We start from the raw sequence: 26,987 nt of genomic DNA on the forward strand, positions 1-26,987 counted from the left end.
AGGATCTCCATTATCGATCAATGAAAGAAATTGAGTATATGTCCGAATATCAGACCGACGCTGATAACATCCGAATCGCTGAAGGTGACATTGGCGAAGCCATACTGGCCGAGCAGCGGTAACAGCAGCGCCGGCAGCAGGGTTATAAAGAGCCCGTGAAAGATGCCGCCGATAATCGCACCCCGCCGTCCGCCCACCGCATTACTGAATATTCCGGCGGTGCCGCCGGCAAAAAAGTTGGTCAGCATGCCCGGCAGGATCATTGCCAATCCGACCCAGGGGAAAAGAAACATACCGATCACCGAACCGATGGTGGTGGAGATAAAGCCGATGATTACCGCATTAGGCGCGTAGGGGAACAGCACCGGGCAATCGAGGGCGGGTACGGCGTTCGGCACAATGCGCATGGCGATGCCGCGAAACGCAGGCACGATCTCCGCCAGCAGTAAACGTACCCCGGATAATAATACATAGACGCCGACGACGAATTGTATCGCTTGTAAAAATGAGAACACCAGATAGTTGACCCCTTTCGAGTAAGCGGCAACGACATCCGGGCCGGCGGCGATGGACGGGATCAGATAAATGGGTATCATCACCACCATCATCGATAAATAGGTGTCTTGCAAAAACGACAGCGATTGGGGAAGTTCGAGATCTTCGGTGCTTTTGCTGACGTCGCCGGTCAATTTCGCCACTCCGGCCTGAACGATATATCCCACGGTACAAAAATGGCCAAGGGCAATATCATCGGAGCCGGTTATCTTGCGGACAATGGGTTGCGCCAGGGCAGGCATACATACTGCCATCAGTCCGGCAATAACGCCGCCTATAATAATCAGTTCTGCTCCCCGTAACCCGCCCATATAGCCGATAACGGAGCATACCGTTGCCATCCAGAGCGAAGCCTGTCCGGTTAGAAAAATATATTTGAAACGAGTGAAACGGGCGATGAGTATATTGACGCAAAAAGCCAAAACCATAATGAGCGCCGTTTCCCGCCCCAGAGTTTGCTGCGCTATACCGGCGATAGAACCTACGTCGGTCACCACGCCACGCATATTGAACCCTTTTTGGAAGACCTCTCCCAAAAAATTGAGCGCATTGACAATGATATTAGCACCGGCCAACAGAACTAAAAAACCCAGCAGCGTTTTCAAGGTTCCGGTTATCACTTGGCCCGGGCTTTTCTGCTGGGCAATAAGCCCGATCATGGCGATTAGCGAGATCAATATCGATGCCTGTCCCAGCACATCATTGACGATAAAATGAAGGAAAGCCATATAAAGCCCCTGTATGGGTTAGCGGTAAGCTTATTAATGATGAATAATGTTATTATGCTAAGTAGCCCAGATTTTGCAGGATAGGCGTTAGCTTTGTTTTAATTTCCGTTTTGTCCACCAGTCTTTTCAGGTAAACAATGGTGGCATTTACCGTGTAATGTTGAAACTGAGAACGAAAGTTTTCGCCGGTGACAATAATATCCACCCGCATGGAAGTGGCGCTGGAAATATCGCAATGGGAAAGGTCCGCTTCCACGCCAAGATCTTTTAATGCCGATTCGATACTCATTTCACAGGCAAAACTGCTGCCCAGACCGGCCCCGCATACTGCCAAAATGGATAACTTTTTCATAGAATATTCCTTAATTGATCATATGGAGATGTCGCGCTGCCGAGACCAAATGGGGATCAAGCTGTCTTTTCCCGCTTAATGCCTTATTCAGCTCACAGCTAACGGCCTGTCCGTTCAAAATGCCTATCAACATTCCGTGCCCGCCGGCTAGAATGACGTCTGCTGCTTTCTGGCCCAGGGCTATTGCCAATAAACGATCTTTCACTGAGGGTGAAGGGGCCCGCTGGCAAAAACCCAAAACCGTATGACGAATTTTAAACCCTATGTTTTCTTCAATTATTTTGCCAATCTTTATCGACACGCCCTGTGTTCCCGCCAGAAAGGCATTTTCCATCGGATAACCTTCGGCACAGACCACCAATGCATAACCCTGGGGCGCCGCCAGGCACTGTCTGATTCTGTTGCACAGACCGCCCATATCCTGCGGATATTCAGGCAGCAATACCGCATGGGCGCCCCCCGCCAGGGCGCTGCCCAGGGCGATATGGCCGGCATCGGCGCCAAAGACCTCCAACAAAAACACCCGTCCTTCCATGTTCCGGGCGGTATTGTGCAATTGATCCAACGCGTTGGTCGCCACCGCCAGCGCGCTGTCAAAGCCGATGGTAAATTCAGTACCGGCGATATCATTATCAATGGACATGGGGAGCACCACCGTGGGTAAACCCTCCCGGTCCAGCAATAACGCCGCCTGCGACGAACCTCCCCCGCCAAACACCAGCAAGGTTTGCACGTCCAGAGACCGCAGGCGGCTTCGGATGGCATGGCGGCCCGCCGGGGTCCAGGGCGAACGGCTGCGTGCGCTGCGCAACAGGTTTTTGCCGGAAGACACCGATGAACCCATCTCCGCAAACGATAACGCAAAAGGAGATTGTTCAATAATACCGTCATAACCACCGTGGAATGCTAATATATCAAATTCCTCCCGCTGAGCGATTTGCGCGATGGCCGAATTAATACCCGCTGCATCGCCGCCGCTGGCGATAATGGCTATTCTTTTCATTTTTTCACTTATCAGAACTGACCGATAATATCCAGCACCTGCTGTTTATTAATCGCTAATTTAAGATTTTTTACCGCCTCTTCATCGCAAAAAAATTGTGAAAGACTCGCAATCATTTCAATATGTGAATTACTGTCTACCGCCGAGAGTCCAAAAATAATATATACCGGATCATTGTCTTCGCTGCCGAAGTTCACGCCTTCTTTGACTAAAACCAAAGATAATGCGGTTTTGATTACTCCCTCCTCCGGCCGCGCATGGGGCATGGCAATTCCCTCGCCCAATACATAGTAAGGCCCAATTTGTTCATGCATGGCATAGATAGCCTGCAGATATCTGCTTTCCACAGCCTGTTGCGCTATTAATGACTGCACAGCCAATTCCACCGCGCTTTGCCAGTTATTAACCTGGTTAACTAAGGTGATATTGGCGTCATTAATCCAGTCCGTTAACATAAGAAACCTCATTAAGATATAAAACGTTTTTATAAGTATGGATTCGATAAATAAATAAAACTGTGATCCATCCATACCTATTTACTATTAACTAAAATCAATGACGATGCAATATAATTATAGAAACGCGTTAGATATCCGCAGTTATCTCATGGGAATAACCAGTGAAAATTATTATAAATAAAAAATTGCTATTCTCTTTTTTTGCCGTTTTGTAATAACTCCTTAAGCCGGTTTATTAATATCGACGGGTGACTCGAAGACCTGAGCGATCCAGTCATTCAATGCATTTATATCAACAAACTGATTTTGCCGTGCCAGATATACGGGGCCGAAAGCCATAGGCTCCGCGCGGTTTGCCAGCGCAATCAATTCAGGGACATATTCTTTCCCAGGGTGTCCGGGTAATCGCTGATCAAGGCGGGCGAGATAGCGTTCCGCAGCCAATTCCCCTGAAATATCGCACCAGACTTCGGCCAGACGGGTTACATTCGCCTGTAACAGGTAATTCCTGAGCACTTCTTTTGGTTGAAAACCAAACCAGGCATCAATAATAAAGGTACTTCCCGGGGGCGCGTCGGCGACGATAGACCAGATGGCCTGATAGCTTGCTCTGCCCAATACCCGGTTAAAGGCGCGATCCACACCGTCGATAAGCTGAAGGAAAGGATTCTTTATGCCGTCAAGAGATAAGTGCAACCAGCCGGTATGTTTAGAGAGCTCAACGGCGACAGTGCTTTTGCCGGACGCGGGAATTCCGTTGACCAGCACAACGCGTTTGCCGTTTCCCGCGACAGGGCGCCCATCTTCCGACGGCCTTGCGTCAGCAAAATGAGTTTTACCCGGTTCGTCGTGAGACGCTGCTCTGGTATCAGCCATGGTGTACCTGTCCCGCCAATGCGCCTTGGTTAAGTTTGTCCGCACGATAATACTGCCGGATAACGGCCTGGATTTCATTCAGGCGAGGCACCGCCAGCGTCTCCAGTTTGCCTTTCGTCAATGCGCTGTCCAGGGAAATGCAGTCCTTCCAAAGGGAACGTCCGGCAATCACCCCCGAAGCGCCGTTGCTCATGGCGTCGGCCACCTGTTTCAAAAACGTGGCGTGATCGACGCCGGCGGAAAGCACGGCCCAGGGAACATCGCCGGCGATGCGGGTAATCTCGGCACAGGCCTGCGGCGAGCCGGGATAGGGCAGCTTCAATACCTTGGCGCCGCATTCCAGGGCAATCTTCGCGCCGCCTTTAATAAGCTCCGGGAATTTGGCTTTATACTCTTCGTCGCTTTCACCCTCAAGCTGATAGGTAAGATACTCAACCACCAGCAATATATCTTCCTTGGCGAAATCTTCCACGCACTGACGCAGTATAGCGATATTGTGACGGTTCGCCTCGTCATGATCGGAACGCAGGTATACCATTATCTTGCCGCCGGTGCCCCCCAGCTCGCGCACATGCCGGGCGTTCACATTGGGTACCAGCCGGGAAAGGCGGTAACCCTCAGGGGAAGTATCCCAGCCTGAGGCGTCCAGGCCAATCAACAGGGCTGTATTGCGGGAAATCACGCCGTCGTCAACCAACTGCGGTACCGCGCAGACAGGATCCACCAGTACGCAGGAGGCATTGCTGGCCAAATAACGGGTGATATCGGCCTTAATCGTTCCCAACTGCTTTTCGGAAATTTTCGACTGCAGTTCCGGGTCGCTGGTGAGCAGGCTGCGCATAGCGCCGCGCTGGTCGCAGGCGATGACCATCATTGCGCCGTTATTGCCGCAGATTTGCTGATAGCCTCGTAACTCTGAAGTAGACATCTTTGACATTTATTACTCCTGGGCGTGAAATTTGTTGCATATTCACAAACGTTAATGCGACTGGCCGCGGCGTCATCCGACGTGCAAGAACAGGGTCAAACGCGCTCCGCAGGCCGGTTCATAAGGGGTTTACGCCAATGCTGGTCGTTGCAATTTCACTGGCATTGAGCAATAATTCCCCTATGTCAAAAACAGTGTAATACATTGCAGAAAGGAATTTCAAGCTGAAAGAACCAATTTTGCAAGATGTGACGGCAACGCGCGCCATGATGCATATGGTGGCGAAGCTGCACTATGAGTCAGATATGTCCCAGGTGGACATAGCCCGGAAGCTGGGTTTATCAACCGCGACCATTTCACGTTTGCTTAACAAAGCGCGCGCGGCGGGAATTATCAGGATTGAGGTCATTGAATTGACGTCGCCGGAAAATATGACTGACGAATTGATCCAGCGCCTTGGATTGAAGACGGCGTCGGTGGTGGAAACCCCGCCCAGCAATATTTTAAGCTCGCTGGCGACGCCTTTGTCCTCTCTCCTGCAGCAGGCGAAACTGGGCAGCGGTTCGGTGGTAGGCATTGGTTGGGGCCGGGCGATAAGGGAGGTGACCGTGGCGGGGTTGCCCCGCATACCGGGGATATTGACCGTCGCGCTGAACGGCGGTATGCAGCAGGCCGCGCCCCATTTCCAGATCAATGAGTTCGTCCGTCTGGCCGCGCAGCACATGGAGGGCACCCCCTATTTTCTGCATGCGCCTTATATCTCTTCCGCTGAACTGCGCGATGCTTTTCTCAGCGACCACAGCGTTCAGGGTATTATTTCGCTGTGGGACCGGCTGGATGTCGCTATTGTCGGCGTCGGCTTGACCCATGCCCCCAAACCCAGCGAGTCCACCGCCGCCACTCTTGATGAGCAAGCGCTCAGCCAGGCCGCCGGCGATGTGCTGCGCCACTATGTGACCGAGTCGGGGGGAATCCTGCATTGGGAAGGGGAGGAGCGGATGATTGCCGCGTCGCCGGAGCAGCTGCGCCGCACGCCGCTGACCATCGGCGTCGCCGCCACGCCGGAGAAAGCCGCCGGGATTATCGGCGCCGTGCGATCCGGCATGATCAATTCTCTGGTGACCGATGTGAATACCGCCCAGGCAATACTGGATCGGTTAACCGCACAGGAAGGGGCGGAGCCGGCAAAAAAACCGGCATAAAAACGCCCTTCGCCTGGTTTGCGATGGCTAGTCCGTGAGGGTATAGGGCAACGGCTGAATGGCCAGCGCCCCGGTGGTATCCTCTTTCACCCGCAGATGACTGTCCGGCGCCAAATCGTTGTTTAAAACCGCCTGCACCCAGACCGTGCCGTCCTCCAGTTGGCAGGCGGCCAGCACCGTGCCGGTGCGGCGCCAGTTTTCCCCGAGCTGCAGTTCCAGATCGTCGCCGACGGCCGGGACGTGGCCGGCTTTACCGGCAAGCCAGTAAAGGGCGCGTTTATTGGCGCCGCGGTATTTGGCGCGGGCCACCATTTCCTGACCGGCGTAGCAGCCCTTATCGAAACTGATGCCGCCCAGCGCCTGGAGATTGACCGCCTGGGGAATAAACTGCGTGCTGTTGGCGCTGTCTATCACCGCCAATCCCGCTTCGATATTCAGCGCCAGCCACTGTTGGCTGTCGTTGAACTGCGCCTGGCCCGCCAGCTTGTCCAGCAAACGCTGCAGCACCGCCTCGGTGGTCACCAGCAAAAAACGCTCAGCCGGCAGGCTGAAATGCAAAAGCGTGGTTTCCCCTTCCTGCACCACCGCATGCTGCGGGTCGGGCAGGTTGTCGAATATGCCGCTCAGGGCCGCCCGCGCCTGGAAACCGGCAACGCCTAACAACAGGATGCCGTCGTCGGCGGCGATGGTGACCTTGGAGAATACCGCATATTTTTTCAGTTCCGCCAGCTGCGCGTCCCGCACGCTGCGGCGTTCAATATACGCCATGCCTTCATTGCGGTGAAAGATCCGCAAATCGCTCCACATTTTGCCTTTTGCGTCGCAATGCGCCCCCAGAATATGCTGATCGGCAGCCATGGCGGCGACGTCGGTGGTCACTTGTCCCTGCAGATATTTCTCGGTATCCGGGCCGGTAAGCGTTACCAGCGCCCAGTCTTCCAGCGAAATCAGGGTTAAGGGCAAGTGGCTGGACGGCGTCGGCAACCGTGGGGGGAAAGGAACGTTAAGCGACATATGACACTCCTGTGCTGTGAGGCAAAATATAGGTCAATGGTAAAATAGCCTCAGGGCTTTGCAAGCGGTTATTTCGCCGGATTTTTGCCTATCCGTGCGATATGCATCCGGAAAAATTAGCAGAACGTGTCGGAATGTATCGTTTTATGTAATGCGCAATAGCAAAACAGGTTAAACTAGCTGCCGAAATGTCAGCATGGGAGGTATAAAGTCCATATGGATATCGATAATAGAGCCCGCATCCACTGGGCCTGCCGCCGGGGCATGCGTGAACTGGATATCTCGATAATGCCGTTTTTTGAATACGATTTCGACACCCTGAGCGACGAGGACAAAGGTTTGTTCGTGCGTCTGCTGGAATGCGACGACCCGGATCTTTTCAACTGGCTGATGAATCATGGCGAGCCCCAGGATAGCGGATTGAAAAAAATGATTAACCTGATACAAACACGAAATAAAGCCCGTGGCCCTCTGGCGCTGTGATGTAAGGGTGTCGTGGCGCACGCAAATCTTCTCCCTGGTGATTCACGGGATATTGACGCTATTGATTCTGTTATCCCCCTGGCCCGAGAACTACGGTCTGGTTTGGGTCACGCTTATTACGCTTGTGGTCTTCGAGTGCATTCGCAGTCAGAGAAATATCATGGCCTGTCGGGGGGAACTCGTGCTGCAAAGCGGCCTGCACCTGCGCTGGCATAATAAAGACTGGTTAATCAGGGGAACGCCCTGGATGCTGAAAAGCGGCATCCTGATCTCGTTACGCCAGGTGGGGGGAAGGCGCACACGCAAACTCTGGCTGGCGGCGGACAGCATGGACCAGCGCGAATGGCGCAGCCTGCGCCAGGCTTTGCTGCATGCCGCCTCGGTGCAGCAGCGGCACGATCGTTAATTTCTTATAGCAGGGCGGCCATTTCGTTTAGAATTTGCTCGCACCATTGCTGCAGACGGCTGTCGCTCAGATCGTACTGGTTCACCTCGTCCAAGGCCAGACCGACAAAATGCCGTCCGTCGGGGCTCAGGGCTTTCGGACTGGTGAATTCGTAGCCTTTGATCGGCCAATAGCCGATAAACCGCGCGCCGGTGGGCGTCAGGGCGTCGTGCAGATAGCCCAGCGCGTCCAAAAACCATTCGCCGTAGCCCAATTGATCGCCCATACCGTATAAGGCGATGATTTTACCGGACAGATCCAGCCCGGACAGCTGCGGCCAGACCGCATCCCAATCCTCCTGGATTTCGCCGAAATCCCAGGTGGGGATGCCTAGGATCAATACCGGATAATCTTCCATGCGCTGTGGCGGCACATCTTTGATATTATGCAGCTCCACCAGGTCCGCACCGAGAATATCGCGAATTTTTTCCGCGGCCATTTCGGTGTAGCAGGTACTGGAGCCATAAAACAAACCGACTTTCATCTTTAGCCATACTCTTCATGACAACCTGATAACAACAAGTGTACCAGATTTACCTTCGTATCAGGCATAATGTAGCCTGTCGTAAACCAGCAGGGGCCTAGATGCAACAGCAGAATAACCCATGGATCGAACAGTTCCTTGATGCCCTTTGGCTGGAGCGCAACCTGGCGGAGAATACCCTGTCGGCCTACCGCCTCGATTTGCAGCAGCTTGACGATTGGCTGGTCCGGCAGCAAAGCTCCCTTTTGAGCGCCGGGGCACCGGATTTGCAATCCTATCTCGCCGCCCGCCTGGCGGAAGGCTACAAAGCGGCCAGCTCAGCGCGGCTGCTCAGCGCCATGCGGCGTTTTTTCCAGTATCTGTATCGGGAAAAAGTGCGCGACGACGATCCCAGCGCCCTGTTGGCGGCCCCCAAGCTGCCCCAGCGCTTGCCCAAGGATCTCAGCGAGGCGCAGGTGTCGGCATTGCTTAACGCGCCGGTGCTGGAACAGCCCATAGAGATACGGGACAAAGCCATGCTGGAAGTGCTGTACGCCACCGGCCTTCGGGTTTCCGAACTGGTGGGGCTGACCATGAGCGATATCAGCCTGCGCCAGGGCGTGGTGCGGGTGGTGGGCAAAGGAGATAAAGAACGGTTGGTGCCGCTGGGAGAAGAAGCGGTACACTGGGTGGAGTATTATCTGGAACATGCCCGTCCCTGGCTGATGAATGAACACAGCTCGGATATCCTGTTTCCCAGCAATCGCAGCCAGAAAATGACCCGGCAGACGTTCTGGCATCGCATCAAACATTATGCGATTCTGGCGGGTATCGACAGTGCGCGGCTCTCGCCCCATGTCCTGCGGCATGCGTTCGCCACTCACCTGCTGAATCATGGCGCGGACCTGCGCGTGGTACAGCTGTTGCTGGGGCATAGCGATCTCTCCACCACCCAGATTTACACCCATGTGGCCACCGAGCGCTTGAAACTGATACACCAGCAGCATCATCCCCGGGGGTGAGCCGGTATAGGTTCAACCGGCCGGCATGATCACGGCCGTGATACCTCCCAATGCCGATAGAGGGATGTATCCAAGGGCCGCCTGCTAACGGACTTTACAAATACCATTAGGACAGATAATCAAAGGACTTAACAATGAAAAAAAGGCTGCTATTGCTCTCTTTCGTGGCGCTGGCCACCGCCCGCCTGGCTTATGCCGACGACGCCGCGATCACGCACGCCCTTGACCGCCTGGGCGTGCATCGCGCCGAAATCCAGCCCTCGCCGGTGGCGGGCCTGAAAACCGTGCTTACGGAAAGCGGCGTGCTCTATGTCTCCGATGACGGTAGGCATGTCATACAGGGCCCGATGTACGATGTCGGCAGCAGCCAGCCGGTGAATGTCACCAATCAATTATTGAACAAACGATTAAACGCCATGCAGGACGAGATGATCGTTTACCAAGCGCCTGTGCAAAAACACGTCATCACCGTCTTTACCGATGTCACCTGCGGGTACTGCCACAAGCTCCATGAACAGATAAAAGACTACAACGCGCTGGGCATTACCATCCGCTACCTGGCTTTTCCGCGCCAGGGCCTGAATTCCCAATCGGAGAAAGACATGGTTTCGGTCTGGTGCAGCGCCGACCCCAAAACGGCCTTTGATAAAGCCATGAAAGGCGATGCGGTGCCTCCGGCCACCTGTAAGACCGATCTCAGCCGGCATTACCAGCTTGGCGTCCAGTACGGCATCCAGGGCACGCCGGCCATCCTGCTGGAAAGCGGGGTCATGGTCCCGGGCTATCAAAGCCCGAAAGAGATGGCGGCGATGCTCGATCAGCAATCGCCAAACGGCGCGACGGGCGGCTGATAACGTGACGGACATGAAAACGGTATTACGGCGTCGCCCGGCGGCGGCCGACGACGGGTTGCTTGACGTGGATCTTCCCCCCCTGCTAAGGCGCCTTTACGCGCTGCGGGGCATCAAGACCGGCGACGACCTCGAGCGCGGCGTCCGGGGTTTGCTGGCCTATCAGCAGTTGGACGGCATCGAACTTGCCGTGGATATGCTGGTGGGCGCGCTGGCGGATAACCGCCGATTAATGGTGGTGGGGGATTTTGACGCCGACGGCGCCACCAGCACCGCCGTCATGGTGCTCGCGCTGCGCCAGATGGGCGGGGAACATATCGATTACCTGGTGCCCAATCGTTTCGAGGACGGTTACGGCCTGAGCCCCGAAGTGGTGGAACAGGCCATGGCGCGCGGCGCGCAAATCATCGTGACGGTGGATAACGGCATTTCCTCCCATTCGGGCGTCGAGCTGGCGCACCGGCACGGCATCCCGGTGCTGATTACCGATCATCACCTGCCCGGCGAGACCTTGCCCGACGCCGATGCCATCGTGAACCCCAATTTGAACGGCTGCGCCTTTCCCTCCAAATCCCTGGCGGGAGTCGGCGTGTCTTTTTACCTGATGCTGGCGCTGCGCGCCCGGCTGCACGAAAGCGGCTGGTTCGGGCAAAAAAACCTGCCGGCGCCCAAGCTGGCTGAGCTGCTGGATCTGGTGGCTCTCGGCACGGTGGCCGATGTGGTGCCCCTTGACCGCAATAATCGCATCCTGGTGCATCAGGGCATCAGCCGGATCCGCGCCGGCCGCTGCCGGCCGGGTATTCGTGCCCTGGCGGAAATCGCCAATCGCGACACTGCCCGGCTCTGCGCCGCCGATCTCGGTTTTGCCCTGGGGCCGCGCCTGAACGCCGCCGGCCGCCTGGACGATATGTCGGTGGGGGTTGAACTGCTGTTGACCGAGGATCTGTCCCAGGCCCGCATGCTGGCCGGTGAGCTGGATTCATTGAATCAAACCCGGCGCGAGATCGAGCAGGGCATGGAAACGGAAGCCCTGGCGCTGTGCGGCGAGATGGAGCGCAGCCAAACGGCACTCCCCTACGGTTTGGCGATTTATCACGCCGAATGGCACCAGGGCGTGGTGGGAATACTGGCTTCCCGCATCAAGGAACGCTTCCATCGCCCGGTTATCGCCTTCGCCCCGGCGGGGGAGGGCCTGTTGAAAGGATCCGGCCGATCGGTGGCCGGTTTGCATTTACGCGATCTGCTGGAAAGACTGGATACGCTCTATCCCGGCATGATCCTGAAATTCGGCGGGCACGCCATGGCCGCCGGGCTCTCCCTGGAGCAGGTCCAATACGAACCCTTCCGGCAGCGTTTCGCCGAACTGGTGAACGAGTGGCTGGATCCGGCGCAGCTGGACGGCGTGGTCTGGTCCGATGGCGAACTGTCAGGCGCCGAACTGAACCTGCCCACCGCCGAACTCCTGCGCGACGGCGGCCCCTGGGGGCAAGCCTTTCCCGAACCGCTGTTCGACGGCAGATTCCGTGTGCTGCAACAGCGGCTGGTGGGTGAAAAACACCTAAAGCTCATGGTTGAACCCCTGACCGGCGGGCCGCTGCTGGACGGCATCGCGTTTAATATCGATAACCGGATTTGGCCCGACAACAGCGTCCGCACCGTTGAGATGGCCTATAAGCTGGATGTGAACGAATATCGCGGTAATCGAACGGTTCAATTATTAATCCAGCATCTCTGGCCGCTCTAAGCCTAAGACGCTACAAACATTGGCGCGGATCCGCTAGAATAGCCGGTTAATACGCACTCTATCTCTTTACGAGCAAATGACACTCATGTTTGAAATCAATCCGGTAAAAAACCGCATCCAGGACCTGTCTGAACGGACGGAAGTTCTCAGGGGGTATCTTTGACTACGATCTCAAGAAGGAACGTCTCGAAGAGGTCATAGCCGAGCTGGAACAGCCCGGCGTCTGGAACGAACCCGAACGCGCGCAGGCGCTGGGCAAGGAACGCTCCTCGCTGGAAGCCATTGTTGAAACCATCGATCAGATGACCCGCGGACTGGACGATGTCTCCGGCCTGCTGGAACTGGCGGTGGAAGAAGACGACGAAGAAACCCTTAACGACACAGTGGCCGAGCTGGACCAGTTGGAAGCCAAGCTGGCCCAGCTGGAATTCCGCCGCATGTTCTCCGGTGAATACGACAGCTCCGATTGTTATCTTGATATCCAGTCCGGCTCCGGCGGCACCGAAGCGCAGGATTGGGCCAGCATGCTGATGCGCATGTATCTGCGCTGGGCGGAAGCCCGCGGCTTCAAGACCGAAATCATCGAACAGTCCGACGGCGAAGTAGCCGGCATCAAATCGGTGACCATCAAGATCATGGGCGAATACGCCTTCGGCTGGCTGCGCACCGAAACCGGCGTGCACCGTCTGGTGCGCAAAAGCCCGTTTGATTCCGGCGGACGCCGCCACACCTCCTTTAGCTCGGCGTTTGTCTATCCGGAAGTGGACGACGATATCGATATCGAAATCAACCCGGCGGATTTACGCATCGATGTATACCGTGCCTCCGGAGCCGGGGGCCAGCACGTTAACCGTACCGAATCCGCGGTGCGCATTACCCATCTCCCCACCAATATCGTGACCCAGTGCCAGAACGACCGTTCGCAGCACAAGAACAAAGAACAGGCCATGAAGCAGCTCAAAGCCAAGCTGTATGAGTATGAGCTGCAAAAGAAAAACGCGGAAAAACAAGCGCTGGAAGACACCAAGTCAGACATAGGCTGGGGCAGCCAGATCCGCTCTTACGTCCTGGACGATTCCCGTATCAAGGACCTGCGTACCGGCGTGGAAACACGCAACACGCAGGCGGTGCTGGATGGCGATCTGGATAAATTTATTGAAGCAAGTCTTAAAGCCGGGTTATGAGGAACCAAGATGTCTGAATCACAATCACAGGAAGGTGCCCCCCAGGCGCTGGATTTAAATAACGAATTGACCGCCCGCCGCGAAAAGCTGGCGCAGCTGCGCGAGTCGGGTAATGCGTTCCCGAACGATTTTCGGCGCGACACCACCTCCGACAAGCTCCATGCCGCCTATGACGGTAAGTCCGCCGAAGAGCTTGAGGCCCTGGGGGTGGAAGTCAGCGTCGCCGGCCGCATGATGACCCGTCGTATCATGGGCAAAGCCTCGTTCGCCAATCTCCAGGACGTGGGCGGCAATATCCAGCTTTATGTCGCCCGCGACGAGCTGGCGGAAGGCGTTTACAACGAACAGTTCAAAAAATGGGATCTGGGGGATATTCTCGGCGCCCGCGGCCGGGTTTTCAAAACCCGCACCGGCGAATTATCGATCCATTGCACCGAGATTCGTCTGCTGACCAAAGCCATGCGCCCGCTGCCGGATAAATTCCACGGCCTGGCCGATCAGGAAACCCGCTACCGCCAGCGTTATCTGGATCTTATCGCCAACAGTGAATCCCGCCACACTTTCAAAGTGCGTTCGCAGATCATGGTGGAAATCCGCCGCTTTATGGTGGACAACGGCTTTATGGAAGTGGAAACCCCGATGATGCAAAGCATCCCCGGAGGCGCCGCCGCCCGTCCGTTTATTACCCACCACAATGCGCTGGATATCGATATGTATCTGCGCATCGCGCCGGAGCTCTATCTGAAACGCCTGGTAGTGGGCGGCTTTGAACGGGTGTTTGAAATCAACCGCAATTTCCGTAACGAAGGTATTTCGCCGCGCCATAACCCCGAGTTCACCATGATGGAACTCTATATGGCCTACGCGGATTACCGGGATTTGATCGTGTTGACCGAAGACTTGTTCCGTACCCTGACGCAGCGGGTCTTGGGCAGCAGCAAGGTGGAATATGGCGATCATACCTTTGATTTCGGCCAGCCCTTCGTCAAGATGACCATGCGGGAAGCCATTTGCCATTATCGGCCGGAAACGAACCCCGCCGATTTGGACGACATGGCCAAGGCCAGCGCCATCGCCGAATCCTTAGGCATCCATGTGGAAAAAAGCTGGGGCCTGGGCCGGGTGCAAACCGAGATATTTGAAGAGACCGCGGAAAGCCACCTGATCCAGCCGACCTTCATTACCCAATACCCGGCGGAAGTGTCGCCGCTGGCGCGCCGCAACGATGAAAACCCGTTCTTTACCGACCGGTTTGAATTCTTTATCGGCGGCCGTGAAATCGGCAACGGTTTCTCCGAGCTGAACGACGCCGAAGATCAGGCGCAGCGCTTTGCCGATCAGGTCCGCGCCAAGGATGCCGGCGACGACGAAGCCATGTTTTATGACGAAGACTACGTCACGGCCCTGGAGCACGGCTTGCCGCCCACCGCCGGCCTGGGCATCGGCATCGACCGGATGATCATGCTGTTCACCAACAGCCATACCATCCGCGACGTGATCCTGTTCCCGGCGCTACGCCCGCAGAAGTAAGGCGGTTGCCCCATCCGGTAAGAATGGGGTCCCCGGCAGGAGCGTATTGGCAATCCCAAAGGGCCGTCTAAAAAATCGCCGGCCCTTTTGTTTGGCGATAATCGTTTAAAACTCACGCAGTTAGTCGCCGGACCGCTTGTCAGCCGCCGACATAAGGTTATAATGCTCTGCGCGTTTCTCCCCGCGGGTGTAGTTCAATGGTAGAACGAGAGCTTCCCAAGCTCTATACGAGGGTTCGATTCCCTTCACCCGCTCCAAATCTTCCCTCTATGCCAAGCATTCCTTAGCAAACACTACATCGGTGCATGGGAAAGCCTTTTGGAATCCTTGGAAAGTTTCCCTCAAGCAAAGCGAGAGACCTACTTTAAAAACGTAATATCCAAAAACATAAGCTTGTTTTAGCGGATTTCCGACAGTAGATCGGGATGGCGGTCCAGCACCTGTAACAATTTAATGGTTGATGGATGAGGCTGTGCCTGACCCTTTTCGTAACGGGAGAATGCATTAACGCCTCCGCCAAATATTTCGCTGGCTTCTTTCTGATTTAATCCGAGCTTTTTACGAATTTGAACAATAAATTCAGGGGCGATAATTTCATTATTAACCCTCTTACGGCACTGCATGGTCTTGGTCATAAAGGCTTCAGACTCGGTTGAATCCAAGATGGATTCACCGCAGGCAGGGCAGAAGTCGCCTGTTACGTCGCCAATAACGAATTTGTGCCCTTTGTATATAAAAGGAACGTCACGGGTTTGATGGACAAGGTCCGCACTGCCGCAAATAGGACATTTCATCATTAAAGCGTATTTACCTTGAACTGTCGGGTATGAGGGATGAACTTTTCCATGTTTTTAATGCTCCATACATCCGTTGATAAAAATAACCTAATAGGTTATTTTTGGCAAGCTTTTTCACCTAATAGGTTAATTATGCTTCTCTGTCGGATTTTTTTACGTCATTGCACGCTATATCTGTTTTGCCGATTACGATTATGTGCGGTGTATTCCACGTAAAGGCCGCGTTCTGGACTGGTTTCAGCCAGCCGCCTTCAAAAGCGCGGCTTCCAGCTCCCGGTCGAGGTAGCGCCCGACTTCGGTGACCCGTTCATCGCCAAGCTGGCCGCTGCTTGACGGCTGCGCAATATGACCGGGTGATGGCAGTATGATCCTGATGAGACGGAATAGGGCGTATCGAACGGCCTAGGCGGCGCATCCAGAACGCTGGTCAGGAGAAACAAAATCTTGAGTAAGACTAATCGTTCTCAGATGTTATGGCTTCGCCCGTATTTTTATTTAGGTGGGAAAGTAAGAATGTTAGCGCATGGGCATTGAAGCCCGCCCAAAATCATTGATAATGAATTAAAGGATCCCAGGCTGGGTTAGCTGCCTGATAGATTGGCACGTTTAACCTGCAAACCTGACTTTCAGACTCGCTTTATGGGGAGAACGCCTTGCTTTGCCCACGACGATTTCCACATCGCGCCCCAAACGGATGAGACATTCCATCATTTTAGCCTCACTGATGCCCCGGAATTGACCACGCAGCATCCCGGATAATTTGGGTTGTGGGATACCGAGAAGCTCGGATGCCTGTATCTGTGTGAGGTGTTTTGCCCGAATGATCCCGGCGATTTTTGTAGCCAGTTGGGCTTTAACCTGCATTTCTGCTGCATCAAAAAAGCCAAGATCTTCGTAGACATTCCCGCTGCCGGTTTCAATTTGTTCTGACATTTCAGCCCCCTTTTGCATGTTTTTCTGCTTGCTTGAGACGTTCGTTGATTTTGTCCATATCGGGTTTGGGTGTTGCAATCCCAGAAGTTGATTTTTTTTGAAATACATGGAGGACATATACAGCATCACTGAATTTAACTGTATAGACCGCCCGATAGGTATTTGTTGAATAGTCCTCCACCACTTCTATTACCCCGCCGCCACCGAAGCCTTTCATGGCCTTAGCATCGGGATGTTTCCCCCCAGCCTGCGCGAGATGAAGTGCAAATCCAAAAACATCCTGCACATCATCGGGAAGCGACGTTAAATCCTTTTTAGTGCTGCCCAGCCAAAATAGTGGCTTCATTGTTTTTCCTATAACATAATTATACCTATTTGGGTATAATGCCACAATATCAAAATCCGGTTAGAAAGACAATCATGGTACTCAATACGCAAGCTGAATTTCCTCGTCAGAGGAATTAGCCGGCCGCCTTCAAAAGCGCGGCTTCCAGCTCCCGGTCGAGGTAGCGCCCGATTTCGGTGACCCGTTCGTTGCCAAGCTGGCTGAAGAGCGTGGAGGGTTTGTCATATTCGAAAACGGTCTCCCCGCCGTCGGTTTCAAACAGCGCGACGCGGAGCGGCGCATAGAGCGCCGCGCCCAGATTGTGCCGCGTCATCGTCGCGGTGGTCATGATGGGGTGCCTTTTAAAAATGAGAGAAATGGACGCGGGGTCATACTGGTGTCGCGCCGCTGCTTGATTGGGCAAGACTCAAAGGAACAGGTCTTCTCCGACGTCATTACCGAGCAGCGCTCCGAGCTGGCCGGACAGCGAAAGTACCGGGCCCAGAGGGCTCATGGTAATGGATACGCGGTGAACGCCGCCTTGCGCGTTGCGCTCGATGACGGCCACGCCGGTTAACGGCATTCCGTTGGTAAGCTCGGCTTCATATTGCAGAAAGCTGCGTGACCCGACGGTTTCGAGAAAAATCGGCGTTTGCGATTTGTACAGCGTGGCGACGGTTTCGATGAGCTTTTTGATGTTTTCGCGACCGGAAACAGGCCGGCGCAGGGCTGTACCTGTCATTTCCGCGTCAGATGTCAGGTCATCCAGGAACGGGTGGCGCTGGTGCGCTTCATGGGCCATTTTTTTCTCCAGTCTGCTGGTACGGGTTCAGGTGTCGGGAAGCCGATTTCGTCGGCGCATAGTCAAATGCTATCGCGGCTCCAGTGGCGCGAACCACGCGCCGGCAAAACCATCGCGGGTGGTATAATGGATGCGATGATTATAATATAGCGATCGTTATTCTATGGTGCAATGCTTACCGTGATATATTTGGAGAATGAGGAATGAGATATCCGCCGGATCAGAAGGCTAAGGCCAAGGAGGCCATCCTACAGGCGGGAGCGCAGGCTCTCAGGACGAACGGTTTCAACGGGATCGGCGTCGACGGTTTGGCGGCGGCGGCCGGCGTCACGTCGGGGGCTTTCTATTCAAATTTCCCGAACAAGCAGGCGCTGCTGGAGGGCGTCATCGAATCTTGCCTGGGCAAGTCCTTTATCGATTCGGATACCGGCAGCGTCGCCGAGCGGCGGGATCTTCTCCGGCAATGGCTAACCGAGTACATCAGCGCCAGTCATCGGGAGAATCCGGCATCGGGCTGCGTCATGCCGACCTTGAGCGCCGATGTTGCCCGTGCCGCCCCGGCGGTCCGGGAGGCATACCGGCTCAGGATGGCGGAACTGATCCGCAAAGTGTCGGCTGTTCTTGACGGTAACGAAGCGGATCGCGAACGGCGCGCATGGAGCATCGTCTCGATGATGGTTGGCGCGATTAGCATCTCGCGAGCCATGCCCGATGGCGAGGAGGCCAACCGCGCCATCCACCATGCCCTTGAGACCGCCGTCTCGCTTATAGGCTAAGAGCATGCCGCCCTGAGCGGGCCGGAGAGCCCGGCGTTTCGCTCCGCTGGCAGGCGTTGCGCCGCTATGAAACATTCACTTTCGGCGGCATAAACTCGGTCAGCTTTCGCTTTTGTTTACCGCTTTCGTTTAGGTTATCCGGGCTTAGCCAAAGCTGCATGGCTTGACGAATCCCGGACCATTCATTATCGATAATAGAGTACCAGCGGACGTCGCGACTGTGTCCTTTGGAAACTTGCATTTGTCTGAAAATGCCCTCGTATTGAAATCCCAGCCGCTCCGCGGCATTGATTGCTGATTGATGAAGGCTGTCGCACTTCCACGCGCAGCGCCGGTATTGCAGGGTGTCGAGGACGTATGACAGTAAAAGGAATATTGCTTCAGTGCTGTAAATGGTACGTTTCATCATCGGCGACCAGTTAATCCAACCAATCTCTATAGCGCCATTATTCGGGTCGATACGTTGCAAGGCCAAGAAACCGATAGCTTTTTTCGAGGAATGACTGATAACTGCATAAAAAAGAGGGTCTTTACTGGCGGCTAGAGATGCAATGTAATGATCACATTGCTTGATAGTGATGGGTCTATTGATGTGAAAGTAGGTCCAGTCTCGGTCGTCGTCAATGCTGTGCCAAACGTTAAATAAATCCTGGCTGTGTTTGATATCAATAGGTTCAAGCTGGCAATAGTTTCCTTTTAGAGCAATTTTTTGTGGGTTAGCCCGCGGCTGCCAATTGGGGAGGGGACTCCCTAAGCCTTGGCCATATTGATTAAATACTGTCGTCATAAATTCTACCTGCGTTATAGAATTAAAAAAATTACAACGGCTTATTCTACCCAGTCTGCTTTTTATGTGTAGCCGCTCCTGAGATATTGACGCCAGATAGAGAATTTTAACGGCCTGTGATCGGTGATATCGGTAAGCAAGGGACAGACTCACTTTGTCTGCAAGCAAGGGCTCAGGCTTTCAGTACGAGCGTATTCAACGGGGTTGGCGTCGCCTGTATCTTTGATGCCAACCGACGTGAAAGCCGGTAATAATGAGATATCAGAGATGTTAATTGGAAAATCCAAATATATTTCACCTTGAGCATCCTGGTACCTAAATCCTTCCATTAAACGACCGCCACAAAGCGCTAGACTACAAATTAACCAATCTGATAGATCCGCTGCAATAGCTTGTCATGGGATTCTCTGTTCCACAGCGTCAAGGGTGCGCAACGAATAAACGAGCGCCGCGCCGGCGTTTACCGAAATCGCGACGCCTAGCGCCTCGGCGATTTCCTCGCGGGTCGCTCCCGCCTTTAACGCCGCATCGGTATGCGTGGTGATGCAACCATCGCAACGCAGCGTCACCGCGACGGCAAGCGCAATCAGTTCGCGCGTTTTGGCGCCAAGCAGATTTGCCTTATGCCCGGCGGAGCTCAGACCGACATATCCTTGTATTGTCCCGGGGCTCAGCTTACCAAACGCCGTGATTCCAGACTTAATTTGCGATAAATAGGCATTCCAATCGAGCATTGACATTGTCTTCTCCTGGTGGTGTTCGCAATACGCTGGCGGATTACTCGAAAGCCTTGCGGTTTCTTGCGACAAATTCGGCGACCGATTCCGGTTTATGGCCGGTAAGTTTCTCCACGATGTCATTGGTTCCCGCCATGTGGCCCGCGTTGTGTGCGAGAACAATGCCATGGAGATGCTGCGCGCCGAAGGGAAATTCGCCGCCGAAAACGTTTTGGATCCACTCTTCAGGTGTGATTTGCCGGTAGCGCATCTGTTTGCCGAGCGTATCAGCGACGATTTCGGCAATTTGCGGCGGCGTGAGCTCCACCGGTCCAAACAGAGGATAGGTTTTCCCTTGGTGTCCGTCCGGTTCAGCCAGGATGGCTGCGATGACCTGGCCCTGATCCCGTGCGGAAACGGGGGCAAAACGGCCTGTGGGTCCAAACGGAACGCCATACTCTCCATCACGGATTTTGCCTCGCGTGTAGAGAAGCCATTCGTTGAAAGCGGTTGGCCTTAAATGGGTGACAGGTATGCCGGACCACTGGAAAACCCTTTCCGCCAGCCAATGCTGGAGCGCTGACTCGCTTTCTGCGTCCTCGCGAGACGTTCTTTGCGATATGTTGACGATGTGTTCAATCTTTGCCTCCTGCGCCGCCTGGGCGAAATGGACTGTCGCTTGTACGATGCCCGGCCGGATCGGATAAACAAAGTATGCCCGCTGCACGCCTTTAAAGGCGCGCTGAAGGGATCGGAAATCCTGATAGTCGCCGAGGACAATGTCTGCCCCCAGCGCATTGAGTTGTTGCGAGCGCTCATCTTCAGCGTGGACCAGGGCGCGAACGGGAAAGCCCTGCTCAAGCAGAATTTTTGCAGCCACGCCGCCGGTCGCGCCCGTGGCGCCGGCGATAAGAATGGTCGGTTTCATAATTCGTCGGCGCCTCCCGCGCTTATTAGTCTTGAAGCAGCATGCCGAGGGGGGCCAGCGGGCCGACCGACATGAACTCATACTGCGCGAAGCCGTTGGTCACCAGGGGCAGCGCTTCAATGGTCGCCTTGGCCTTTTCCACCGACTCGACGTTCATGAGGAAGATCACGCCGGGTTTATCGGTGCGATACCAGAACTGCTCAAGGGTGCCGTCAAGGTAGTGTTTAAGGGTGTCGGGCACTTCCTTCGACATGACTTGCTGACGTTGCTCCGGCGACATGGGTTTGATGATGGTTCCTATAGCGATAACTTTCATGATGGTATTCCTTATGCGGGATGGGTTGTAAGAAGGTTTGAGTCTAGGCTGGGGGACTGAATAACAGAACAGTCGTAAACGACATTTTTACTGCGATTTACGCCATTGGCCAGCTAAGAAAGGAATCGTCTTTCGACTGTGACTCCGGTATAGTCGTAAACGACAACTTTAAGGTCTTTTACGCCATGAAAATTTTTATACTTGCCCTGGATGGGGTGTTTGATACCGGGCTGACCGTGCTGCTTGACGCGCTCAGGCTCGCACACAAATTTGCGGCCCAGCAAATGGGGGGAGCGCTGACTTTCGAGGTGTCTATCGTCGGCATGAGAAAGAAGATCAAGACCAGCCACGGGCTGGCGATACCCGTGCAGGGGATAATGCCGGACGTTAAGCCGGACTGGGTAATCGTTCCGGCGCTCAATACCGGCAGTCCGGAGACGCTGATTCCGGCGCTGGGACGGCGGGATGTACGCCAGGGAATGGAGCAGTTAAGGAAATGGCACGCCGAAGGCGCCCATATCGCGGCTTCCTGTATCGGGACGTTTTTGCTGGCGGAAGCCGGGCTTCTCGATGGGGGTGAGGCCACGACGACGTGGTGGCTCGCGCCGCTGTTTCGGCAGCGGTACCCGAATATTCTACTCGACGAAACCCGGATGCTCGTGCCGTGGAGCAGGATTGTTACCGCCGGGGCCGCCATGGGCCATCTGGATCTTGCCCTCTGGCTGGTACGCAAGTACAGCCCGGAGCTGGCGGCGGTGGTTTCCCGCTACCTGCTCGCCGACTTCCGTTCCTCACAGGCGCCCTATATCATTCCCAACCATCTGGCGCAGGCGGATCCGGTCATTCAGCGCTTTGAGCGGTGGGCGCGGGATCATCTCAAGGAAGGCTTTTCGCTGGCGGAGGCGGCAGGCGCGCTGGCCACCAGTCCCCGGACATTGCAGCGGCGCTGCCAGGCGGTGCTCGGTAAATCGCCGCTCTCCTACTTTCAGGACCTGCGTGTGGAACGGGCAAGATCCCTTATCCAGGGGAGCAGTCTCGATCTGGATACCATCGCGGCCGAAGTGGGCTATGTTGACGGAACCACGCTAGGCACGCTGCTGCGCGAACGCCTGGGACGCGGAGTGCGTGAGCTTCGCGCCGATCTGCGTTGATTCAGACGGCTGACAAACATACTCGGAGTCGATCTGGCAGCCTGTCTCGACCGGGCACTATGTCAACAAGCTCAAATTGTCTCGTTTTACGGGCGGTTTTTTTCGCCGCCATGCATGCTTTTTCCCTGCGCATTCGGCCGGTCAGGAGCCCGTCACCGCCTCATACAGCACTTGTAGCCGCAAGCGCAAAAACAGGACGGCCTGATGCTTGCGTGATAGCAGCGTTTCAACGGCGGTACCGGTTTCCTCGGCAAGCTGCTTGAAGGAGTAGCCCTGCAGCTCGGTTTTTTCAAATGCCTCCCGCTGCGCCGCCGGCATATCTTCCAGCGCCAGCGCCAGTTCCTCCCAAACCAGCTGGCGCAGGTAGTCGTCCTCGGCGCCGCTTTGGGGATTGAACAGTATCTCGCCCAGTTCTTCACCGGCGGGCCACTCGCTGTCGAATTCGCCAGAGAGCGGCAGCTCGCGCTTTTTACGCGACCGGTCGATAAGCTCGTTGCGGGCGGCGCGATACAGCCAGGCGGCGACCTGCTCAATGGGGTGCAGATAGCTATCGGCCTTGAGCAGCTGATAGCTTACTTCCTGATAGACATCTTCCGCATCGGCGATATTACCGGTACGTCCGGCGATAAACGCCCGCAGCCGCTGCTGGCAGCCACGCAGCGCAGCCATCAGGACGTGGCGCCGGTCCGCGGCGTTAGTCATTAGGCCTGGCCGTTGTCGTCGGTGCGCGGTTCATTGTCCCGATCCCTCTGGTGGCAGCGTCCATGCCAGCGTCCGTGCCAATGGCCCGCGCCGCGCTGTTTGATAAAGGCTTCACGCTCCTCGGGAGTCATCGCCATCCAGCGCTCGCGCATTTCTTGTCTTCTGCGCGCGAACATGCCGTGGCCGTGAAAGCTGCCGAACAGGATTTTACTGAGGATAAGCAATCCCAGCGCCTGGAAAAAGCCAATGCTCTTGACGCCGAAAATGACCGGCAGCAGCGCATTCCACAGCAGCATCACCAGCGTGGTGACGGCGGCGACAGCCACCACGGCCATAACCAATATCTTAAACTTGCGATCTCTCATGTTGTCCACTCCATACGGTTCAGATACAGAGGTAGACGAATCAGCCGGGAAAATATTTGCGTCGGCGACAGTTTTTTTATTTATTTGCCGGCAGAAGAGTAAGCCGCCAATGGCTACCGGCCGAAATAAGGCAGTCGGCCGCCCTTGAGAAAAAGAAACGCCAGCAACAGACCGCCCCACAGCGCCATTGTGATGTAACTGCTTATTCCCATGATATTCAGTCCGCTTTCCAGCATTTGCAGCAGGATCAACGCCAATACCATACCGACAATCTTGCCGAAGCCGCCATCGGGATTAACGCCTCCCAAGACCGCCGCCAGGATACTGGTCAGCAAAAAGGATTCGCCGTAGCCGGCTTTGGCGGAGTTCAGCTTTGACATCATCATCAGCGCGGCCACCAGGCACAATAGCGAGGAGATAATATAGGTTGCCATAAGCGTGCGCGGCGTATTGATGCCGGAGTAATGGGCCGCCCGCTGGTTGGAGCCGATAAGGTAGATTCGCCGGCCCAGCGGGGAACGCTCCAGCACAATCCACATAACAATTGCTACCAGCGCAAAGAGATACAGCGGCACCGGGATGCCCAGCCAATTATTGCTGTTAAGCCACAGCACATAGGCGGGGAAATTGGAAATCGCCGTTCCCTTGGATATCAGGATGGTTATTCCCTTAAGCAGGGTCATGGTGCCAAGGGTAGCCAATATGGGCGAGACGCGGATAACGGCTATCAATATGCCGTTCAGCAGGCCGATGACCAAGGCCATGCCGATGCCGGCCAGCAGCATTAGCAGGGCGCTGCCCGCGGACGGGGCGAAATGGGTGGCCACCCACGCCATGACCAGGGCGCAGCAGTTGGTGGTGGCGATAATCGACAGATTGATGCCGCCGGTCAGCATGGTTACCGCCATGGCGAACGCCAGCACGCCCAGAACCGGCAGCTGTGAACCGATAGACTGGAAATTCGACGCCGACCAGAATACGTCCGGGATCTGCGTGCTGAAAACCACGATGATCAGCAGCAGCAAGACCACCAGATACACTTCCACATGGTCTTTTACTTTCAGGCTATTCATGACAGGATCTCCGATTTACTGCGCTGGCTCCAAGCGGTGGAGCTGATGCTGACCACGATGACCAGGCCGGTAATCACCATTTGCCAGTAAGAGGAAATGCCCATCAGGTTCAGGCCGTTTTGCAGCATGGCCAGCAATATGACCCCAAGCATCGTACCCAACAGCGTGCCGCGCCCGCCGATAATGCTGGTCCCCCCCAGCACCACCGCCGCCAGGACGGTCAGCTCATAGCCCAGCAGGGAGTCCGGGGCCACCGTCATGACGGTATAGGATTGCACCACCCCGGCGATACCTGACAGCAGCCCCATAAAACCATAGACGAACAGCTGCAGTTTGAAGATGCCGAAGCCCAGCCGGGAGGCCGCCTCGCGGTTGCCGCCCATGGCATAGATCTTGCGGCCGATGCTGCTGCGCTTCATCAGCAGGCCGGTGACTATCAGCACCGCCAGCAAGGTCATGATGGGCAGGTTCAGTCCGTAGTCATTGCCGTCGGAAGCGGTAAAGGTGAATATCGTCAGTCCGTTTTCAAACCAGTCGGGATATTTATAAAGCCAGACCCCTTTGGAAAAGTAGAGCAGCAAGCCGTAAAAGATATTCAAGGTGGAAATGGTGACGATGATGGAGGGGACTTTGAGCCGGTTGACCAATACAGCGTTGATAAGACCCAGAGCCGTTCCGACGCCGCCGGCGATAAGGAACGCCACCAGGAAATTACCGCCGTATTTCAGCAGCGCGGTGACCATGACGTACTGGGCAATAATGGTCATGGGCGGAAATGAAATATCAATACCGCCGGAAATTAGGACGATAAACAGCCCGCACGCCAGAATCATCAGCATGGCATAGTTGTTGACCAGGTCATAGAGGTTGCCGAAGGTCAGGAAATCATCGCTTTTCAGGCTGAAAACCACTCCCAGGATAAGGATAGTCAAGATAAGCAGCCCTTCATGGCGATGCAATTCCGTTTTGTTAACCATTGACCACCTCCGCCAGCGCCGCCTCGGTCGTCTGTGACGTAAGAAATTCAGCCACCAGCTCACCCCCACGCATCACCAGGATACGGTGGCTGTTATAATAGGCCTCCTCGATCTCGTCGCAAATCATCAACACCGCGATGCCCTGTTCGGCAAGCGCATTGATAATCTGGTAGATGCCCGCTTTATTGGCTATATCAACCCCCACCGTGGGCGAGTCGAGGATCAGCAGGCGCGGATGGGTCGCCAGCCACTTGGCTATGGCTACCCGCTGGGCATTGCCGCCGGAAAGCGTATTGACCGGAAGCGACGTATCGTCCGACTTGATGGTCAGCCGGCGGATCATCTCATCCACCAGGCGCTGTACACGCTGCCGGTCTATAAGGCGCCAGCGGTCCTTCACCTGCGGCAAGACCGTCGAGATGATATTATCCCCGATGGACTGTTCCATGACCAAACCGGTGCTAAGACGATCTTCCGAGACATAACCGATGCCCGCGGCAATGGCGTCGCGGTTGCTGTTGAAATGCACCGGCCGGCCGTCAATCTTGATCACGCCGCTGTCCGGACGGGTCAGGCCGAACAGGCTCAGACACAGTTCGGTTCTCCCCGCGCCCAGCAATCCGGTGATGGCGACGATTTCCCCCTGATGCACCCTGAGGGAAATATCATGATATTGGCCGCGGCGGCTTAACCCTTCCACCTCCAGCACCACCGGTTTACCGCCCGGATAAGGGGCCAGTACCCGGTAGTCGAACGCCAGGCCGGTCATCAGAAAAGCCAACTGTTTACTGCCCATGTCGGCCGCGGGGAAGGTCCCGATATGTACGCCGTCCTGCAACACGGTAATACGATCCGACACGTCCAACACCTCATCCAGGCGGTGGCTGATAAATACCACGCAGATACCCCGTTCCTTCAACTGGCGGATGAGCCTGAACAGCCCTTTGACTTCCGTCATGGTAAGCGATGCGGTGGGTTCATCCATGATAATCAGCCGGGCGTCCTGCGCCAGCGCCCGGCAAATCGCCACCAGCTGGCGCTGCGCGATGGAGAGCGTCTCCAGCTGCGCGTGCAAATCAAGGGTAACGCCGATATCATTCAGAGTATGCTGCGCCAGTTGATACAGGCGGCGCTTGTTCACCCAAAAATGCCGATGGTAAAGATTGATGGCGATATTTTCCGCCACGCTCAGGTTGGGGAATAAAGAGAGATCCTGGTAAATCACCTGAATACCGCGTTTGACCGATTCCGCCGGCGTCAAATGGGAGAACAGATGATCGTCAATGGTGATTTTCGCTCCGGCATCCGGTTGATAGACGCCGGAGATGATTTTAATCAGCGTCGACTTGCCGCAGCCGTTTTGCCCTGCCAGGCTATGCACCTCTCCGGGCAATAGGGTCAGGGCAATATCATTAAGCGCTTTCACCCCGTAAAACGTTTTGCTGACATTTTCCATAGCGATTAGCGGCTTCATTGCAACCTCATCATCAAGCGTCCAGGC

At 55.2% G+C, this 26,987-nt stretch carries 32 protein-coding genes and 1 tRNA gene; 11 read left to right on the forward strand and 22 right to left on the reverse strand.

Features of this window, described 5'->3' with window-relative positions:
• Positions 1-17: 17 nt before the first annotated feature.
• From ACL2XO_RS05900 to ACL2XO_RS05925, 6 genes are all read right to left on the reverse strand, one after another.
• On the reverse strand, positions 18-1,283 hold the full coding sequence (locus ACL2XO_RS05900) for a PTS sugar transporter subunit IIC (RefSeq protein WP_132923350.1): 1,266 nt from the start codon (positions 1,281-1,283) through the stop codon (positions 18-20).
• Between the two features lie 52 nt (positions 1,284-1,335).
• Positions 1,336-1,635 (reverse strand): PTS sugar transporter subunit IIB, encoded by a 300-nt coding sequence (locus ACL2XO_RS05905; RefSeq protein WP_132923349.1) that lies wholly within the window; start codon positions 1,633-1,635, stop codon positions 1,336-1,338.
• A gap of 10 nt (positions 1,636-1,645) precedes the next feature.
• Positions 1,646-2,638, reverse strand: coding sequence for a 6-phosphofructokinase (locus ACL2XO_RS05910; RefSeq protein WP_413742381.1), 993 nt, complete (start codon positions 2,636-2,638; stop codon positions 1,646-1,648).
• An 11-nt stretch (positions 2,639-2,649) separates the two neighbouring features.
• On the reverse strand, positions 2,650-3,093 hold the full coding sequence (locus ACL2XO_RS05915; protein WP_413742382.1) for a PTS sugar transporter subunit IIA: 444 nt from the start codon (positions 3,091-3,093) through the stop codon (positions 2,650-2,652).
• Positions 3,094-3,318: 225 nt separating this feature from the next.
• Positions 3,319-3,972 carry an AAA family ATPase gene (locus ACL2XO_RS05920; protein ID WP_413742383.1) on the reverse strand — a complete coding sequence of 218 codons (654 nt, stop codon included), beginning with the start codon at positions 3,970-3,972 and terminating at the stop codon, positions 3,319-3,321.
• Positions 3,965-4,909: a tagatose-bisphosphate aldolase gene (locus tag ACL2XO_RS05925; protein WP_203522749.1), complete on the reverse strand. Its 945-nt coding sequence runs from the start codon at positions 4,907-4,909 to the stop codon at positions 3,965-3,967. Before ACL2XO_RS05925 ends, ACL2XO_RS05920 begins: the two co-directional genes overlap by 8 nt.
• Positions 4,910-5,148: 239 nt before the next feature.
• Between ACL2XO_RS05925 and ACL2XO_RS05930 the strand changes: the two genes are divergently transcribed.
• Positions 5,149-6,102 carry a sugar-binding transcriptional regulator gene (locus ACL2XO_RS05930; protein WP_243701591.1) on the forward strand — a complete coding sequence of 318 codons (954 nt, stop codon included), beginning with the start codon at positions 5,149-5,151 and terminating at the stop codon, positions 6,100-6,102.
• Positions 6,103-6,129: 27 nt separating this feature from the next.
• Here ACL2XO_RS05930 and ygfZ read toward each other — a convergent pair whose 3' ends face one another.
• The gene (gene ygfZ / locus ACL2XO_RS05935; RefSeq protein ID WP_132923344.1) at positions 6,130-7,116 is read right to left on the reverse strand and encodes a tRNA-modifying protein YgfZ; all 987 of its coding nucleotides are present in this window, start codon (positions 7,114-7,116) and stop codon (positions 6,130-6,132) included.
• A 216-nt stretch (positions 7,117-7,332) separates the two neighbouring features.
• On the opposite strand from ygfZ, the gene sdhE reads away from it, so the two are divergent.
• Positions 7,333-7,599, forward strand: coding sequence for an FAD assembly factor SdhE (gene sdhE, locus ACL2XO_RS05940; RefSeq protein WP_132923343.1), 267 nt, complete (start codon positions 7,333-7,335; stop codon positions 7,597-7,599).
• The gene (locus ACL2XO_RS05945) at positions 7,580-8,005 is read left to right on the forward strand and encodes a protein YgfX (protein WP_132923342.1); all 426 of its coding nucleotides are present in this window, start codon (positions 7,580-7,582) and stop codon (positions 8,003-8,005) included. Before sdhE ends, ACL2XO_RS05945 begins: the two co-directional genes overlap by 20 nt.
• Positions 8,006-8,009: 4 nt before the next feature.
• On the opposite strand, the gene fldB is transcribed toward ACL2XO_RS05945, so the two are convergent.
• Positions 8,010-8,528 carry a flavodoxin FldB gene (gene fldB, locus ACL2XO_RS05950; RefSeq protein ID WP_413742384.1) on the reverse strand — a complete coding sequence of 173 codons (519 nt, stop codon included), beginning with the start codon at positions 8,526-8,528 and terminating at the stop codon, positions 8,010-8,012.
• 101 nt (positions 8,529-8,629) lie between these two features.
• Here fldB and xerD point away from each other — a divergent pair, with 101 nt between their 5' ends.
• From xerD to ACL2XO_RS05980, 6 genes are all read left to right on the forward strand, one after another.
• Positions 8,630-9,529, forward strand: coding sequence for a site-specific tyrosine recombinase XerD (gene xerD, locus ACL2XO_RS05955; RefSeq protein WP_132923340.1), 900 nt, complete (start codon positions 8,630-8,632; stop codon positions 9,527-9,529).
• Positions 9,530-9,663: 134 nt separating this feature from the next.
• Entirely contained in the window at positions 9,664-10,380 is a 717-nt protein-coding gene (dsbC, locus tag ACL2XO_RS05960; RefSeq protein ID WP_413726628.1) for a bifunctional protein-disulfide isomerase/oxidoreductase DsbC, read from the forward strand.
• 13 nt (positions 10,381-10,393) lie between these two features.
• A complete protein-coding gene (recJ, locus tag ACL2XO_RS05965; RefSeq protein ID WP_413726629.1) occupies positions 10,394-12,124 on the forward strand; it encodes a single-stranded-DNA-specific exonuclease RecJ in 1,731 nt (576 codons plus the stop codon).
• Between the two features lie 85 nt (positions 12,125-12,209).
• Positions 12,210-13,308, forward strand: a protein-coding gene (gene prfB, locus ACL2XO_RS05970; RefSeq protein WP_132923337.1) for a peptide chain release factor 2 whose coding sequence is annotated in 2 segments (ribosomal slippage) — positions 12,210-12,284 and positions 12,286-13,308 — 1,098 coding nt in all. Because the reading frame shifts where the segments join, the coding sequence is not laid out codon by codon here.
• A gap of 9 nt (positions 13,309-13,317) precedes the next feature.
• Entirely contained in the window at positions 13,318-14,838 is a 1,521-nt protein-coding gene (gene lysS, locus ACL2XO_RS05975) for a lysine--tRNA ligase (RefSeq protein WP_132923336.1), read from the forward strand.
• 183 nt (positions 14,839-15,021) lie between these two features.
• Positions 15,022-15,095, forward strand: a tRNA-Gly gene (locus tag ACL2XO_RS05980).
• Positions 15,096-15,236: 141 nt separating this feature from the next.
• On the opposite strand, the gene ACL2XO_RS05985 is transcribed toward ACL2XO_RS05980, so the two are convergent.
• From ACL2XO_RS05985 to ACL2XO_RS06005, 5 genes are all read right to left on the reverse strand, one after another.
• A complete protein-coding gene (locus ACL2XO_RS05985) occupies positions 15,237-15,635 on the reverse strand; it encodes a type II toxin-antitoxin system MqsA family antitoxin (RefSeq protein ID WP_413742385.1) in 399 nt (132 codons plus the stop codon).
• Between the two features lie 606 nt (positions 15,636-16,241).
• A complete protein-coding gene (locus tag ACL2XO_RS05990) occupies positions 16,242-16,568 on the reverse strand; it encodes a helix-turn-helix domain-containing protein (protein ID WP_132923332.1) in 327 nt (108 codons plus the stop codon).
• Position 16,569: 1 nt separating this feature from the next.
• Entirely contained in the window at positions 16,570-16,914 is a 345-nt protein-coding gene (locus ACL2XO_RS05995; RefSeq protein WP_413742386.1) for a type II toxin-antitoxin system RelE/ParE family toxin, read from the reverse strand.
• 115 nt (positions 16,915-17,029) lie between these two features.
• Complete coding sequence (locus tag ACL2XO_RS06000) at positions 17,030-17,242, reverse strand: hypothetical protein (protein WP_413742387.1); 213 nt, start codon at positions 17,240-17,242, stop codon at positions 17,030-17,032.
• 78 nt (positions 17,243-17,320) lie between these two features.
• Complete coding sequence (locus tag ACL2XO_RS06005; RefSeq protein WP_413742388.1) at positions 17,321-17,695, reverse strand: hypothetical protein; 375 nt, start codon at positions 17,693-17,695, stop codon at positions 17,321-17,323.
• A 203-nt stretch (positions 17,696-17,898) separates the two neighbouring features.
• Here ACL2XO_RS06005 and ACL2XO_RS06010 point away from each other — a divergent pair, with 203 nt between their 5' ends.
• The gene (locus ACL2XO_RS06010; RefSeq protein WP_132923328.1) at positions 17,899-18,471 is read left to right on the forward strand and encodes a TetR/AcrR family transcriptional regulator; all 573 of its coding nucleotides are present in this window, start codon (positions 17,899-17,901) and stop codon (positions 18,469-18,471) included.
• 64 nt (positions 18,472-18,535) lie between these two features.
• Here the strand turns inward: ACL2XO_RS06010 and ACL2XO_RS06015 are convergent, their stop codons facing one another.
• From ACL2XO_RS06015 to ACL2XO_RS06030, 4 genes are all read right to left on the reverse strand, one after another.
• A complete protein-coding gene (locus ACL2XO_RS06015) occupies positions 18,536-19,258 on the reverse strand; it encodes a GNAT family N-acetyltransferase (protein WP_413742389.1) in 723 nt (240 codons plus the stop codon).
• A 395-nt stretch (positions 19,259-19,653) separates the two neighbouring features.
• On the reverse strand, positions 19,654-19,992 hold the full coding sequence (locus tag ACL2XO_RS06020) for a carboxymuconolactone decarboxylase family protein (protein ID WP_132927873.1): 339 nt from the start codon (positions 19,990-19,992) through the stop codon (positions 19,654-19,656).
• Positions 19,993-20,035: 43 nt separating this feature from the next.
• The gene (locus ACL2XO_RS06025) at positions 20,036-20,902 is read right to left on the reverse strand and encodes an NmrA family NAD(P)-binding protein (protein WP_413742390.1); all 867 of its coding nucleotides are present in this window, start codon (positions 20,900-20,902) and stop codon (positions 20,036-20,038) included.
• 25 nt (positions 20,903-20,927) lie between these two features.
• Positions 20,928-21,218 (reverse strand): hypothetical protein, encoded by a 291-nt coding sequence (locus ACL2XO_RS06030; RefSeq protein ID WP_132923325.1) that lies wholly within the window; start codon positions 21,216-21,218, stop codon positions 20,928-20,930.
• Between the two features lie 185 nt (positions 21,219-21,403).
• Here ACL2XO_RS06030 and ACL2XO_RS06035 point away from each other — a divergent pair, with 185 nt between their 5' ends.
• Positions 21,404-22,369, forward strand: a complete 966-nt coding sequence (locus ACL2XO_RS06035) for a GlxA family transcriptional regulator (RefSeq protein WP_413742391.1) — start codon at positions 21,404-21,406, stop codon at positions 22,367-22,369.
• Positions 22,370-22,510: 141 nt separating this feature from the next.
• On the opposite strand, the gene ACL2XO_RS06040 is transcribed toward ACL2XO_RS06035, so the two are convergent.
• From ACL2XO_RS06040 to ACL2XO_RS06060, 5 genes are all read right to left on the reverse strand, one after another.
• Positions 22,511-23,071 carry an RNA polymerase sigma factor gene (locus ACL2XO_RS06040; RefSeq protein WP_413726640.1) on the reverse strand — a complete coding sequence of 187 codons (561 nt, stop codon included), beginning with the start codon at positions 23,069-23,071 and terminating at the stop codon, positions 22,511-22,513.
• Positions 23,071-23,436, reverse strand: a complete 366-nt coding sequence (locus ACL2XO_RS06045; RefSeq protein ID WP_413726641.1) for a hypothetical protein — start codon at positions 23,434-23,436, stop codon at positions 23,071-23,073. The genes ACL2XO_RS06040 and ACL2XO_RS06045 overlap by 1 nt, the downstream gene beginning before the upstream one ends.
• A gap of 113 nt (positions 23,437-23,549) precedes the next feature.
• Positions 23,550-24,509, reverse strand: a complete 960-nt coding sequence (locus tag ACL2XO_RS06050; RefSeq protein WP_132923322.1) for an ABC transporter permease — start codon at positions 24,507-24,509, stop codon at positions 23,550-23,552.
• Positions 24,506-25,486 carry an ABC transporter permease gene (locus tag ACL2XO_RS06055; protein WP_413726642.1) on the reverse strand — a complete coding sequence of 327 codons (981 nt, stop codon included), beginning with the start codon at positions 25,484-25,486 and terminating at the stop codon, positions 24,506-24,508. The genes ACL2XO_RS06050 and ACL2XO_RS06055 overlap by 4 nt, the downstream gene beginning before the upstream one ends.
• Entirely contained in the window at positions 25,479-26,960 is a 1,482-nt protein-coding gene (locus tag ACL2XO_RS06060) for a sugar ABC transporter ATP-binding protein (RefSeq protein WP_413726643.1), read from the reverse strand. Before ACL2XO_RS06060 ends, ACL2XO_RS06055 begins: the two co-directional genes overlap by 8 nt.
• Positions 26,961-26,987: the final 27 nt, after the last annotated feature.

Origin of the sequence: Sodalis sp. RH15, from assembly GCF_047324255.1 — a bacterium.
Classification (GTDB): Bacteria; Pseudomonadota; Gammaproteobacteria; order Enterobacterales; family Enterobacteriaceae; genus Acerihabitans; species Acerihabitans ligni.

Coding starts and splice junctions, on each gene's coding strand:
- ACL2XO_RS05900 (WP_132923350.1), bottom strand. CDS start 1,283: ATGGCTTTCCTTCATTTTATCGTCAATGATGTGCTGGGACAGGCATCG.
- ACL2XO_RS05905 (WP_132923349.1), bottom strand. CDS start 1,635: ATGAAAAAGTTATCCATTTTGGCAGTATGCGGGGCCGGTCTGGGCAGC.
- ACL2XO_RS05910 (WP_413742381.1), bottom strand. CDS start 2,638: ATGAAAAGAATAGCCATTATCGCCAGCGGCGGCGATGCAGCGGGTATT.
- ACL2XO_RS05915 (WP_413742382.1), bottom strand. CDS start 3,093: ATGTTAACGGACTGGATTAATGACGCCAATATCACCTTAGTTAACCAG.
- ACL2XO_RS05920 (WP_413742383.1), bottom strand. CDS start 3,972: ATGGCTGATACCAGAGCAGCGTCTCACGACGAACCGGGTAAAACTCAT.
- ACL2XO_RS05925 (WP_203522749.1), bottom strand. CDS start 4,909: ATGTCAAAGATGTCTACTTCAGAGTTACGAGGCTATCAGCAAATCTGC.
- ygfZ (WP_132923344.1), bottom strand. CDS start 7,116: ATGTCGCTTAACGTTCCTTTCCCCCCACGGTTGCCGACGCCGTCCAGC.
- sdhE (WP_132923343.1), top strand. CDS start 7,333: ATGGATATCGATAATAGAGCCCGCATCCACTGGGCCTGCCGCCGGGGC.
- fldB (WP_413742384.1), bottom strand. CDS start 8,528: ATGAAAGTCGGTTTGTTTTATGGCTCCAGTACCTGCTACACCGAAATG.
- xerD (WP_132923340.1), top strand. CDS start 8,630: ATGCAACAGCAGAATAACCCATGGATCGAACAGTTCCTTGATGCCCTT.
- dsbC (WP_413726628.1), top strand. CDS start 9,664: ATGAAAAAAAGGCTGCTATTGCTCTCTTTCGTGGCGCTGGCCACCGCC.
- recJ (WP_413726629.1), top strand. CDS start 10,394: ATGAAAACGGTATTACGGCGTCGCCCGGCGGCGGCCGACGACGGGTTG.
- lysS (WP_132923336.1), top strand. CDS start 13,318: ATGTCTGAATCACAATCACAGGAAGGTGCCCCCCAGGCGCTGGATTTA.
- ACL2XO_RS05985 (WP_413742385.1), bottom strand. CDS start 15,635: ATGATGAAATGTCCTATTTGCGGCAGTGCGGACCTTGTCCATCAAACC.
- ACL2XO_RS05990 (WP_132923332.1), bottom strand. CDS start 16,568: ATGTCAGAACAAATTGAAACCGGCAGCGGGAATGTCTACGAAGATCTT.
- ACL2XO_RS05995 (WP_413742386.1), bottom strand. CDS start 16,914: ATGAAGCCACTATTTTGGCTGGGCAGCACTAAAAAGGATTTAACGTCG.
- ACL2XO_RS06000 (WP_413742387.1), bottom strand. CDS start 17,242: ATGACCACCGCGACGATGACGCGGCACAATCTGGGCGCGGCGCTCTAT.
- ACL2XO_RS06005 (WP_413742388.1), bottom strand. CDS start 17,695: ATGGCCCATGAAGCGCACCAGCGCCACCCGTTCCTGGATGACCTGACA.
- ACL2XO_RS06010 (WP_132923328.1), top strand. CDS start 17,899: ATGAGATATCCGCCGGATCAGAAGGCTAAGGCCAAGGAGGCCATCCTA.
- ACL2XO_RS06015 (WP_413742389.1), bottom strand. CDS start 19,258: ATGACGACAGTATTTAATCAATATGGCCAAGGCTTAGGGAGTCCCCTC.
- ACL2XO_RS06020 (WP_132927873.1), bottom strand. CDS start 19,992: ATGCTCGATTGGAATGCCTATTTATCGCAAATTAAGTCTGGAATCACG.
- ACL2XO_RS06025 (WP_413742390.1), bottom strand. CDS start 20,902: ATGAAACCGACCATTCTTATCGCCGGCGCCACGGGCGCGACCGGCGGC.
- ACL2XO_RS06030 (WP_132923325.1), bottom strand. CDS start 21,218: ATGAAAGTTATCGCTATAGGAACCATCATCAAACCCATGTCGCCGGAG.
- ACL2XO_RS06035 (WP_413742391.1), top strand. CDS start 21,404: ATGAAAATTTTTATACTTGCCCTGGATGGGGTGTTTGATACCGGGCTG.
- ACL2XO_RS06040 (WP_413726640.1), bottom strand. CDS start 23,071: ATGACTAACGCCGCGGACCGGCGCCACGTCCTGATGGCTGCGCTGCGT.
- ACL2XO_RS06045 (WP_413726641.1), bottom strand. CDS start 23,436: ATGAGAGATCGCAAGTTTAAGATATTGGTTATGGCCGTGGTGGCTGTC.
- ACL2XO_RS06050 (WP_132923322.1), bottom strand. CDS start 24,509: ATGAATAGCCTGAAAGTAAAAGACCATGTGGAAGTGTATCTGGTGGTC.
- ACL2XO_RS06055 (WP_413726642.1), bottom strand. CDS start 25,486: ATGGTTAACAAAACGGAATTGCATCGCCATGAAGGGCTGCTTATCTTG.
- ACL2XO_RS06060 (WP_413726643.1), bottom strand. CDS start 26,960: ATGAAGCCGCTAATCGCTATGGAAAATGTCAGCAAAACGTTTTACGGG.